The sequence below is a fragment of the Streptomyces sp. NPDC031497 genome, from assembly GCF_055580905.1.
This window is the reverse complement of sequence record NZ_JBVIKO010000001.1, coordinates 761,003-771,636: the sequence shown is the minus strand read 5'-3', so window position 1 is coordinate 771,636 and position 10,634 is coordinate 761,003. Positions and strand designations below refer to the sequence as shown.

The window sequence follows — 10,634 nt, the reverse complement described above, 5'->3', positions numbered from 1 at the left end:
CCCGCCCCCCCCCCCCGCCCCCTCCTCCCCCCCCCCCCCCCCCCCCCTTCCCCTCCCCCCCTCCCCCCCCCCCCCCTCCCCCCCCCCCCCCCCCCCCCCCACCCCCCCCCCCCCCCTCCCCCCCCCCCCCCCCCCCCCCCTCCGCCGTGCGGGCGCTGTGACGCTCAGACGGTCTCGGGGAGCTCCTCGAGACCCTCGGCGACCAGCTTGGCCAGGCGCTCGAGGGCGGCGTCCGCGCCCTCGGCGTCGGAGGCGAGGACGATCTCCTCGCCGCCCTGGGCGCCCAGGCCCAGGACAGCCAGCATGGAGGCCGCGTTGACGGGGTTGCCCCCGGCCTTGGCGATCGTCACCGGGACGCCTGTGGCCGTGGCGGCTCGGACGAAGATGGAAGCGGGGCGGGCGTGGAGACCCTCGGCCCAGCCGACGTTGACGCGGCGCTCAGCCATGTGATGCTGCCCTTCGGTGTTCAGGGTTGTCTAGACCAGTTTCCCATATCGTGAAGCATGCCCGGAGCGGACGTGAGTCCTTCCGGGTGTGTCGTCGGACCGCGGCCTCGGCCCGACTTCCGTCCTCCACAGACTGCCTCGCGCCACTGTCGGACGCGAGCCGTACTCTGGGGCCCATGCAGACCCCGGCGGACCGGCAGGACCGGCACGAGTACCCCGCCCACTGGGAGGCGGACGTGGTGCTGCGCGACGGTGGTACCGCGCGCGTCCGGCCCATCACCGTCGACGACGCCGACCGCCTGGTCAGCTTCTACGAGCAGGTCTCGGCCGAGTCGAAGTACTACCGCTTCTTCGCGCCGTACCCCAAGCTCTCCGCCAAGGACGTCCACCGCTTCACGCACCACGACTTTGTGGACAGGGTGGGACTCGCGGCCACCATCGGCGGCGAGTTCATCGCAACCGTACGCTATGACCGCATTGGCGCCGACGGCATGCCCGCCTCCGCGCCCGCCGACGAGGCCGAGGTCGCCTTCCTCGTCCAGGACTCCCACCAGGGCCGGGGCGTCGCATCCGCCCTCCTGGAGCACATCGCGGCCGTCGCGCGGGAGCGCGGAATCCGCCGGTTCGCCGCCGAGGTGCTGCCCGCCAACAGCAAGATGATCAAGGTGTTCACGGACGCCGGCTACACCCAGCAGCGCAGCTTCGAGGACGGCGTGGTCCGCCTGGAGTTCGACCTGGAGCCCACGGACCGCTCGGTCGCCGTCCAGCGCGCGCGGGAGCAGCGGGCGGAGGCCCGTTCGGTACGACGGCTCCTGACCCCCGGTTCGGTGGCCGTGATCGGCGTCGGCCGGGCGCCCGGCGGCGTCGGCCGCAGCGTCCTCGGCAACCTCCGGGACGCCGGTTTCACCGGCCGCCTGCACGCCGTGAACCAGGCCTTCCCCGAGGACCTCAAGGAGGTCGACGGGGTGCCCGCGCACCGCTCCGTGCGCGACATCGACGAGCCGGTCGACCTCGCCGTGGTCGCCGTACCGGCCGAGCAGGTCCCGGACGCCGTCACCGACTGCGGCGAACACGGCGTCCAGGGGCTCGTCGTCCTCGCCGCCGGGTACGCCGAGAGCGGTCCGGACGGCCGCGAACGCCAGCGCGAACTCGTCCGGCACGCGCGCACGTACGGCATGCGGATCATCGGGCCGAACGCCTTCGGGATCATCAACACAGCCGCCGACGTACGGCTGAACGCCTCCCTCGCGCCCGAGATGCCCCGCCCCGGCCGGATCGGTCTCTTCGCCCAGTCCGGCGCCATCGGGATCGCGCTGCTGTCCCGGCTGCACCGGCGCGGCGGCGGCGTCACCGGGACCACGGGCGTGTCGACCTTCGTGTCGTCCGGCAACCGCGCGGACGTGTCCGGCAACGACGTCCTCCAGTACTGGTACGACGACGCCGAGACCGACGTCGTCCTCATGTACCTGGAGTCCATCGGCAACCCGCGCAAGTTCACCCGCCTCGCGCGGCGCACGGCGGCGGCGAAGCCGCTGGTCGTGGTGCAGAGCGCCGGTTCGGCACCGCAGGGGCACGCGGTACGGGCCACGCGGCTGCCGCACGCCACGGTGTCCGCGCTGCTCCGGCAGGCCGGGGTGATCCGCGTCGACACGATCACGGAGCTGGTCGACGCGGGACTACTGCTTGCGCGGCAGCCGCTGCCGGCCGGGCCCCGGGTGGCCATCCTCGGGAACTCCGAGTCGCTGGGGCTGCTGACGTACGACCGGTGCCTGGCGGAGGGCCTCCGGCCGGCGCCGCCGCTGGACCTGACGACCATGGCGACCCCGGCGGACTTCCATCGGGCGCTGTCGGAGGCGCTGGCGGACGAGTCGTGCGACGCGGTGGTCGTCACGGCCATTCCGACGATCGGGGAGGGGGCGGTCGCGGACGCGGAACTGGCGGCGGCGCTGCGGTCGGCGGCCGAGGGGGTTCCCGGGAAGCCGGTGCTGGTGGTGCATGTGGAGCTCGGGGGGCTCGCGGAGGCGCTCTCGGCCGCCGGCCGCACCGCACCGCAGACGGCCGTCATGGCACCCGGCGCCCAGCTGTTCCGGCCTGGGCAACGACTGCCCACCGCGGTGGAGACACCTGGGCAACCGCTGCCCTCCGCGGTGGAGACACCTGGACAACGACTGCCCACCGCAGTGGAGACAGGAGCCCGGACACCCCCCGCCGCCGCCGACGAGGCGGCCAAGCACCCCCATCCCCATCCCCACCCCTGCTCCCGGCTGATCCCCGCCTACCCCGCCGCCGAGCGTGCCGTCCGGGCCCTCGCCGAAGCGGTGAAGTACGCGCAGTGGCGGCGGGAGGCCGCCGACCCCGGGAAGGTGCCCGAGTACGACGACATCGACGAGAAGGGGGCAGCCGAGCTGATCGGCGCCCTGCTGGAGCGCGGGGAGGGGCTCACCCTCGGCACCGAGGAGACCTGCGAGCTGCTCGGCAGGTACGGCGTCGCCGTGCACCGCGCACTGGCCGCCCCCACCCCCGAGGCCGCCGTCGCGGCCGCCCGTGACCTCGGCTACCCGGTCGCCCTCAAGGCCACCGCCCCGCACCTGCGCCACCGCGCCGACCTGGGCGGAGTCCGGCTCGACCTGGCGGACGAGGAGCAACTGCGCCGGGCGTACACCGAGTTGACCGAGCTGTTCGGGCCGCCGGGGGAACTGCGCCCGGTGGTCCAGCGGATGGCACCCCGGGGCGTGGACACCGTCGTGCGGGCCGTGATCGACCCGGCGGCCGGGGCCGTGCTGTCCTTCGGGCTGGCCGGGGCCGCCTCGCAGCTGCTCGGGGACACGGCCCACCGGCTGATCCCGGTGACGGACCGGGACGCGACCTCGCTGGTGCGGTCGATCCGGACCGCGCCCCTGCTGTTCGGCTGGCGCGGCTCGGCCCCCGTCGACACGCCCGCCCTGGAGGAGCTGCTGCTGCGCGTCTCCAGACTGGTCGACGACCACCCCGAGGTGGTCGCGGTCACCCTGGAACCGGTCGTGGTCGCCCGGCACGGCGTCAGCGTCCTCGGGGCCACCGTCCGCCTGGCACCCCCGCCCGCCCGCGGCGACCTGGGTCCGCGGACCCTGCCCGCCTACTGACCGCCGCGAACACCCGACCCCGCGGTGGCTTTCCAAGAGGGTGCGTCGACTGGCCCGGACCCCCCTTGCCCACGGATTAGGATGGACGCCATGGCCAAGACCAGTACGACGACCCAGGGGCTGCGCGTCGCGATCGAGCGCAGCGGCTACTACCCGGCCCTCGTGGCCGAGGCGGTGGAGGCTTCCGTGGGCGGTGAGCCGATCCGGTCGTACCTGGTCCACCAGGAGACGACGTTCGACCAGAACGAGGTGCGGCGACACGTGACCGTGCTCGTCCTCACCGGCAACCGCTTCATCGTCAGCCACACCGACGAGCAGGCCGCCGACACCACCTCCCCGACGCCGTACGCCACCACCTCGACCGAGTCGGTGAAGCTCAGCCGGATCTCGTCGGTCGTGGTCAGCCGGGTGGTGGCCAACCCGGAGCAGTACACGCCGGGCACCCTGCCCCGCGAGATCGTGCTGACCATCGGCTGGGGCGCCGTCTCCCGTATCGACCTGGAGCCCGCCGCCTGCGGCGACCCCAACTGCGAGGCCGACCACGGCTACACGGGCAACTCCACGGCGGACGACCTCAGCCTGCGCGTCAGCGAGGCGGGGGACGGCCCGGAGACGGTGCGCCAGGCGCTCGCCTTCGCCCAGGCCATCTCCGAGGCGACCGCGGACGTCACGCACTGATGGCGTACGCCACCTGGGACCATCCGGAACCGCTGGCCCTCGGTTCCGCGCCGCTGCCCGAGTACGGCAGCGGTTCTCTCGCCGACCTGCTGCCCACCCTGGCCGCCGGGATGGCCGTACCCGGAATGACCGCGTCCATCACGGAGCTGACCGCGGCCGACCGCAACTGCGTCTTCCTGGTCGACGGGCTGGGCTGGGAACAGCTCAGGGCCCATCCCGACGAGGCGCCCTTCCTGGCCTCGCTGCTCGGCAGCTCGCGCGGCGGCACCGGACGGCCGATCACCGCCGGCTACCCGGCGACCACCGCGACCTCCCTCGCCTCCGTCGGCACCGGCCTGCCGCCCGGCGCGCACGGCCTGCCCGGCTACACCGTCCGCGACCCGGCCACCGGCGGGCTGATGAACCAGCTGCGCTGGCAGCCGTGGACCGATCCGGCCGCCTGGCAGCCGTACCCCACCGTCTTCCAGCTCGCCGCCGACGCCGGTGTGCACTCCGCCCAGGTGTCCTCCCCGACCTTCGAGCACACCCCGCTCACCAAGGTCGCGCTCAGCGGCGGAACGTTTCACGGGCGGCTCACCGGCGAGGAGCGGATGGACTTCGCGGCCGAGCAACTGGCCGCCGCCGACCGTTCCCTGGTGTACACGTACTACGCCGAACTGGACGGCGCCGGGCACCGGTACGGCGTCGACTCCGACACCTGGCGCGGCCAGCTGATGCACGTCGACCGGCTGGTGCAGCGGCTCGCCGAGCAGCTCCCGCCACGCAGCGCGCTGTACGTCACCGCCGACCACGGCATGCTCGACGTGCCGTTCGACGAGCAGCACCGCATCGACTTCGACGAGGACTGGGAGCTGCGGGCCGGGGTCGCCCTGCTCGGCGGCGAGGGCCGGGCACGACACGTGTACGCGGTCCCCGGAGCCGCGAACGACGTGCTGACCTGCTGGCGCGAGGTGCTCGGCGAGCAGTTCTGGGTGGCCTCCCGGGACGAGGCGATCGCGGCCGGCTGGTTCGGCCCGCCGGACCGGTTCGACGCACGGGTGTACGACCGGATCGGCGATGTCGTCGCGGCCGCGCACGACGACGTCCTGATCATCGCCTCCGAGCGGGAGCCCAAGGAGTCGGCGATGGTCGGCAACCACGGCTCGATGACCCCCGTCGAGCAGCTCGTCCCGCTGCTCGAAGTACGCTCCTAGCGCCCCTGACCCCCACCACTCCCGAAAGGTGCTCAACTCCCCATGCCCGAGCTGGCCTTCTTCTCCGGAACCATGGACTGCGGGAAGTCGACCGACTTGCTTGGGTATGCGCCATCGACCGATGGTGCCGTGGGCGGTGTTGTCTCGTGCGGTTCCGGCACTGTTGGTGCTGGATGGGTCTGTTCTCGTCCGTCCGGGAAGGCCTCGGTCCGCTGATGTCCGAATTGGTGTTTTTCTCGGGAACGATGGACTGCGGGAAGAGTACTTTGGCGCTACAAATCGGCCATAACCGGTCGGCCAGGGGGCTCCAGGGTGTGATTTTCACGCGGGACGATCGGGCGGGGGAGGGGAAGCTGTCGTCGCGGCTGGGGTTGGTGACCGACGCGGTGGAGGCGGGTCCGGACCGGGATCTGTACGGCTATGTGGTGGAGCAGTTGTCGCGGGGCGGCAAGGTCGACTATGTGATCGTGGACGAGGCGCAGTTCCTGGCGCCGGAGCAGATCGACCAGCTGGCCCGCATCGTCGACGATCTGGATCTGGATGTGTTCGCGTTCGGTATCACCACCGACTTCCGTACCCGGCTCTTCCCCGGCTCCCAGCGGTTGATCGAGCTGGCTGACCGGCTGGAGACGCTGCAGGTCGAGGCGATGTGCTGGTGCGGTGCCCGGGCGACACACAACGCGCGGACGGTGGGTGGGGAGATGGTGGTCGAGGGTGAGCAGGTCGTGGTCGGAGACGTGAACCGGCCGACGGAGGACGTGGGGTACGAGGTGCTGTGCCGGCGCCACCACCGCAGGCGGATGACGAGTGCCGCGGCTCGGGCAGGGGCGCTGTCCCCCGATGTGCTGCCGGTCGCATCGACCTGACGTTGGGTTCGGCGCCCTGGCGGCCTCAGCGGTGAGCTCGGCCAGGGCTTGGCGTATCTGCTCTTCGCTGGGGAGAGGCGCGCTCTCGCCGGACGTCCTGCCGTTCGCCCCCTCTTGAGGCTCGAACCTGCCTGCCGTGCCGTTGAGGGTGACCATGGTGACTGCACGGCTGTTGTGACAGCCGCGATCCGACGCCCGCCACCGCTGGAAGCGGTTTGCGCGTCGTCCGGGACCGGTGCCTGGCCGGCCGAGCGCCTCACGTTACGGCAGGCCGCCGACCTGGACGGGCCTGACCTGGACCTGCGGCTCGGCGTGCCCATGGCCGCCGCGCCCCCGGCCGCGCGCACGGTGACGCTCGCCGACGGAACCGAACTCGCTCGCACCGTCCTGACCCCGGTCGAGTCCGTGGCGCCCAGGGCGTGTTGCAGGGTCGCCGGATCGCGGATGTGCTGGACTCAGCCGCCGCTCTTGCGTCGGAACGACCGCTGGCTCGCAGCCGGGCCGTGCGTCCCACGGACCTTCGAGCCGGCGCCGTTCGCAGCAAGGCCGGCGGCGTCCGCCTGCGCACCGCGCTTGCGCGCCAGGGCTTCCCGGAACTTGCGTTTCAGGTCGTCCTGGTCGTCCTGGTCGTCGCTGTCGAGCACCGGAGCGGACGTCTCGGGGTCGGTCGACTCCGAACCTTCTCCGGATGCAGACTCTGCGGTCATGGCGATCTCCTGGGTTCGGGCGCTGGGAAGCACAGCTTGTCATGCCGGGCGCAGTGGGGTGCGCAAGCGACATCATCCGGGCTTCGGCGGGTGGCGCCTCGCGGCCGGCACACAACGAGGGCGTTCTTTCCAAGCGCCGTGAACCCGCACTGCACATCTCATAGCGTCACGACGGTCTCACTGGCTTGAAACCTCCCGCCGGGTACCGATGGGCAGAGGGCGTGTCCGGACGACCTGTCGTCGTGGGCGTGGGCATGTCTTCCTCCTCGCCTGCGGATACATTGCGCAGCGCAGGTGTCTCGATCCATCCAGGGACAGGCGGAACATGAACGCGCGGCAGGAGTACACGGGCCGGCGGCTGGGGCTGACGAGCCTCACGGTCGCGGCGTGCGGCTTGCTCGCCTTGCTGATCGGCGTCGCCTTCGCTGTCCTGCTGCTGGCGATTTCCGAAGCGAACAGTTCCGTCTCGGCCAGACGCGCCTCCCGGACGGCCCTCGTGGAGGCAGGCACCATGGAGCAGCTTCTCCTCGACCTGGAGACAGGACAGCGCGGTTATGTGATCACGGAGCGGGAGGAGTTTCTCCAGCCGTGGCAGTCGGCGAACAAGGCGTTGCCCGCGGAGGCGCGGCGGTTCACCGAGAGCGCCACCTCCCCGGGGCAGCGGCGCACCGCCGAACAGATCACGCGCGGTGTCGAGTCCTTTCTCAGCGACTACTCGGTCCCGCTGGTCCAGATGGTCCGGCGAGGCGATCCCGCCGCGTCCAGCCTCGAGGAGACGGGCGAGGGCAAACAGCGCGTCGATGCCCTGCGGGCCCAGTTCGACAAGTACATGACGGACGAACGCGCTCAGCTCGCGGAGCGCACGGACGCGGCGGGCGCCAACAGCCGCCAGGCGGTGCTCGCCGCCGCTTTGGGACTCGCCGCGTCGACCGCGCTCGTGGCCGTCTTCACGGTGCTCCAGCACCGTGCGGTCGTGCGGCCGGTGCGTGGGGCGGCGGCCGCGGCGGAGGAACTCGCCGACGGTGACCTCAGTGTGCGGATAACGCCCAGCAGGGTGGCGGAGATCGGGGCCCTGGGCACCTCCTTCAACACCATGGCGGCATCCCTCCAGGACAGCCGTAGACGCATCATGGAGAGCACCGAGGCCGTACACCGGCGCACGGCCCGGGACCTGCACGACGGGGCACAGCAACGTCTCGTGAGCCTGATGATCGGGCTTCGGCTCGCGCGGGAACTGTTGCCCGACACCGAGACGGCAGCGATCGATCTGCTGGATCAGTCGATCGACAACGCGCAGACGGCGATCAACGAGCTGAGGGAACTCGCTTCGGGCATCTACCCGCTCGTGCTGACGGTGAAGGGTCTGGTGGCGGCGGTGAACGACCTGGCGTCCCGGTGCCCGGTGCCCACCGTCGTCGAGAGCAAGGACGAACGGAGGATCTCCTCGACCGTGGAGTCGAACGCGTACTTCGTCGTGGCCGAGGCCGTGACGAACGCGGTCAAGCACGCCCAGGCGTCCCGGATCGACGTCACCCTCGAATTCGGGGACGCGCTGCGGATCAAGGTCGCCGACGACGGGGTCGGAGGCGTGGGCAGGGCCACCGCCGGCAGCGGCATGACGGGGCTCGCGGACCGTGTGGCGGCCTTCGACGGCAAGCTGGCCATCGACTCCCCACCCGGTGGCGGCACCACCATCCTGATACAGATACCCATACCGGCCTGAACCGGAGACACAGATCTCCTCGTGCGAACATGCCGCATCGGGACACCTGCCGGCGCGCACACCGCCGGCCGGCCGGCCGGCCTGTCCCAGGCCCGGGGCAGGGTGTGCAGCGACCGTCGGGCGCGAGAACCGGGGGCGGTTTCGCCGCCCGCCGGTCACCGCGACGGCGCGTCGCGCTGCTCGACCGCGTCGGCGATACCCGTGCCGAGCCGTCGGCGATCGTTGTCCGACAGCCCGCCCCAGACTCCGTAAGTCTCCCCGTGCTTCAGGGCCGTGGCGGCACAGGTGTCGACGACCTCGCACCCCGCGCAGATGCGGCGGGCCCTCTCCTCCCGGTCGCGGCGCGCGCGGCCCCGCTCGCCCGGCGGCGAGAAGAAGGTGGAGCTGTTCATGCCGCGGCAGGCGGCACGTTGCTGCCACTGCCAGTCGCCGAGGAGGGGGCGCGGGTTGGTTCGCATCGTCTTCCTTCCGGAGGGGATGTGTGACGGTCGTTCGGGAAACGCTTCCTGGTATCCGCTCACGCCTGCTGTGACGACCGCGGACGTTCACTCCGCCGGCTGGAGCAGCTCGTTCCAGTCGAACCCGTCCAGCTCAGCCCCACGCGGCACCATGGCGTAGGTCGCGTCGAGCCACTGCGCGACCGGTCCGGTGGGTATCTCGAAGAGCGCCGTACGGGCGCCTCCCACCCGCACGGAGAAGGAGCACGGCTCGTCGTCGAGGTCGTACAGCGGCCAGAGCACGACATCGCCCTCGCCCGCACGGGCGGTCATGCCCTCGGCCAGCAGATCCCGGGAGAAGACCCAGTGCGCCGGACGCTTGCCGTAGGTGTCGAAGACCAGCGTGACGGCGAGGGGGTCATGGGTGTCGTACCAGAACTCGCAGTTCGGCTCGAGGGCGAGTTCGAAGGACACCCAGTGAGTGATCTTCAGTGAGAGGTGGCACTGCTTCATGGTCGCCTCCTTGGGACTCGGCCGGTCGACCGGCCGGGATACGAGGGTTGCCGTGCTTCTGGCCGGTCGACCGGCCGGGAAACGTGGGTTGCCGTGCTCCTGCGGTCTCGCCGCGTGGTGGTCGGACGATGCGCCGTCCCGGACCGGGGCTCGCCTCAGTCGATGGCGCGGAGCGTGCGAGGGTGCCGGCGTGCGGCGGCGAACGCCTCGACCCCACCGGTGGCCATCAGTACGGAGCCGCCGACGTCGGTCAGCTGCCCGAGGGACAAGAAGGGGAAGGCGGTCATGAACAGACCCGCCGAGACGATCACCGCGTTCAGTACCTCGTCGTAGACGAAGACATGGCTCACCGACGCGGCGGTGGCCGAGACGGCCATGGTGAATCCCCGCAACAGCCAGCCGCACCCGGTCCACACACCGAGCAGGGCCACGGTGCCGGTCCAGCCGTGGAAGAGGACCACGCCGAGCAGCAGGGCGGCGAGAGCTCCGGCGGACAACGTCCACCGGACCGCCACCGGTGCCTTCGACGCGTGGACCGCCAGCAGTTGCAGTACCCCCTGGACGGCCATGTGCACACCGAAGAGCGCCTCGGCCGCCGCCACCGTACCGACGTGCGCGATGATCAGCGTGCCTCCGACGGCGGCCGAGGCCAGTGAACCGGCCAGCATCGTCCCCCGGGTGAGGGCACCGCCCGGGCCCGCGACCATCCGGAGCCCCGAGCGGTCCAACGGGTGCCGGACCTCGTCGGGAAGGATCTCCAACTGCGCCATTCGCACGTCCTGTTCGTCGGCCGCGAGAGTTCGGTGCGCCGCGGCGCCGCCTCGTCCTGTCGGTGAAACTCGTCGGTTCCCGTGGGCCGGTCGACGCGAAGGGCGGCCGGCGTGGCAGCCGTCCGTCGCATCGCGTTTCCCTGACCGGCGCTCCTCCACCCGGCCCTCCCGGCCCCCGT

10 protein-coding genes are annotated in these 10,634 nt (G+C 71.9%); 5 read left to right on the top strand and 5 right to left on the bottom strand.

Annotation, left to right across the window (positions count from 1 at the left end; translation table 11 throughout):
- Positions 1-164: 164 nt before the first annotated feature.
- Positions 165-446 carry an HPr family phosphocarrier protein gene (locus ACZ5K7_RS03305; RefSeq protein ID WP_351709930.1) on the bottom strand — a complete coding sequence of 94 codons (282 nt, stop codon included), beginning with the start codon at positions 444-446 and terminating at the stop codon, positions 165-167.
- 176 nt (positions 447-622) lie between these two features.
- On the opposite strand from ACZ5K7_RS03305, the gene ACZ5K7_RS03300 reads away from it, so the two are divergent.
- From ACZ5K7_RS03300 to ACZ5K7_RS03285, 4 genes are all read left to right on the top strand, one after another.
- Positions 623-3,568 (top strand): bifunctional acetate--CoA ligase family protein/GNAT family N-acetyltransferase, encoded by a 2,946-nt coding sequence (locus ACZ5K7_RS03300; protein ID WP_468909824.1) that lies wholly within the window; start codon positions 623-625, stop codon positions 3,566-3,568.
- Between the two features lie 81 nt (positions 3,569-3,649).
- Positions 3,650-4,246: a DUF5998 family protein gene (locus ACZ5K7_RS03295; RefSeq protein ID WP_351709936.1), complete on the top strand. Its 597-nt coding sequence runs from the start codon at positions 3,650-3,652 to the stop codon at positions 4,244-4,246.
- Complete coding sequence (locus tag ACZ5K7_RS03290; protein ID WP_468909820.1) at positions 4,246-5,439, top strand: alkaline phosphatase family protein; 1,194 nt, start codon at positions 4,246-4,248, stop codon at positions 5,437-5,439. The genes ACZ5K7_RS03295 and ACZ5K7_RS03290 overlap by 1 nt, the downstream gene beginning before the upstream one ends.
- A 215-nt stretch (positions 5,440-5,654) precedes the next feature.
- The gene (locus ACZ5K7_RS03285) at positions 5,655-6,305 is read left to right on the top strand and encodes a thymidine kinase (RefSeq protein ID WP_351710214.1); all 651 of its coding nucleotides are present in this window, start codon (positions 5,655-5,657) and stop codon (positions 6,303-6,305) included.
- 455 nt (positions 6,306-6,760) lie between these two features.
- Here the strand turns inward: ACZ5K7_RS03285 and ACZ5K7_RS03280 are convergent, their stop codons facing one another.
- On the bottom strand, positions 6,761-7,012 hold the full coding sequence (locus ACZ5K7_RS03280; RefSeq protein WP_468909817.1) for a DUF5302 domain-containing protein: 252 nt from the start codon (positions 7,010-7,012) through the stop codon (positions 6,761-6,763).
- 325 nt (positions 7,013-7,337) lie between these two features.
- Between ACZ5K7_RS03280 and ACZ5K7_RS03275 the strand changes: the two genes are divergently transcribed.
- Positions 7,338-8,735 carry a CHASE3 domain-containing protein gene (locus ACZ5K7_RS03275; protein WP_468909814.1) on the top strand — a complete coding sequence of 466 codons (1,398 nt, stop codon included), beginning with the start codon at positions 7,338-7,340 and terminating at the stop codon, positions 8,733-8,735.
- A 155-nt stretch (positions 8,736-8,890) separates the two neighbouring features.
- On the opposite strand, the gene ACZ5K7_RS03270 is transcribed toward ACZ5K7_RS03275, so the two are convergent.
- The 3 genes from ACZ5K7_RS03270 to ACZ5K7_RS03260 all read right to left on the bottom strand — a co-directional run bounded on the left by ACZ5K7_RS03270 (position 8,891) and on the right by ACZ5K7_RS03260 (position 10,455).
- Positions 8,891-9,193 (bottom strand): WhiB family transcriptional regulator, encoded by a 303-nt coding sequence (locus ACZ5K7_RS03270; protein ID WP_351709948.1) that lies wholly within the window; start codon positions 9,191-9,193, stop codon positions 8,891-8,893.
- Positions 9,194-9,280: 87 nt separating this feature from the next.
- Positions 9,281-9,685 (bottom strand): SsgA family sporulation/cell division regulator, encoded by a 405-nt coding sequence (locus ACZ5K7_RS03265; RefSeq protein WP_351709951.1) that lies wholly within the window; start codon positions 9,683-9,685, stop codon positions 9,281-9,283.
- Positions 9,686-9,840: 155 nt separating this feature from the next.
- Entirely contained in the window at positions 9,841-10,455 is a 615-nt protein-coding gene (locus ACZ5K7_RS03260) for a hypothetical protein (RefSeq protein ID WP_351709954.1), read from the bottom strand.
- Between the last annotated feature and the right edge of the window lie 179 nt (positions 10,456-10,634).

What these genes read in the sequence shown, in the direction of transcription:
- ACZ5K7_RS03280 (WP_468909817.1), bottom strand. Translation starts at nt 7,012, where the DNA reads ATGACCGCAGAGTCTGCATCCGGAGAAGGTTCGGAGTCGACCGACCCC.
- ACZ5K7_RS03290 (WP_468909820.1), top strand. Translation starts at nt 4,246, where the DNA reads ATGGCGTACGCCACCTGGGACCATCCGGAACCGCTGGCCCTCGGTTCC.
- ACZ5K7_RS03270 (WP_351709948.1), bottom strand. Translation starts at nt 9,193, where the DNA reads ATGCGAACCAACCCGCGCCCCCTCCTCGGCGACTGGCAGTGGCAGCAA.
- ACZ5K7_RS03295 (WP_351709936.1), top strand. Translation starts at nt 3,650, where the DNA reads ATGGACGCCATGGCCAAGACCAGTACGACGACCCAGGGGCTGCGCGTC.
- ACZ5K7_RS03275 (WP_468909814.1), top strand. Translation starts at nt 7,338, where the DNA reads ATGAACGCGCGGCAGGAGTACACGGGCCGGCGGCTGGGGCTGACGAGC.
- ACZ5K7_RS03265 (WP_351709951.1), bottom strand. Translation starts at nt 9,685, where the DNA reads ATGAAGCAGTGCCACCTCTCACTGAAGATCACTCACTGGGTGTCCTTC.
- ACZ5K7_RS03260 (WP_351709954.1), bottom strand. Translation starts at nt 10,455, where the DNA reads ATGGCGCAGTTGGAGATCCTTCCCGACGAGGTCCGGCACCCGTTGGAC.
- ACZ5K7_RS03285 (WP_351710214.1), top strand. Translation starts at nt 5,655, where the DNA reads ATGTCCGAATTGGTGTTTTTCTCGGGAACGATGGACTGCGGGAAGAGT.
- ACZ5K7_RS03300 (WP_468909824.1), top strand. Translation starts at nt 623, where the DNA reads ATGCAGACCCCGGCGGACCGGCAGGACCGGCACGAGTACCCCGCCCAC.
- ACZ5K7_RS03305 (WP_351709930.1), bottom strand. Translation starts at nt 446, where the DNA reads ATGGCTGAGCGCCGCGTCAACGTCGGCTGGGCCGAGGGTCTCCACGCC.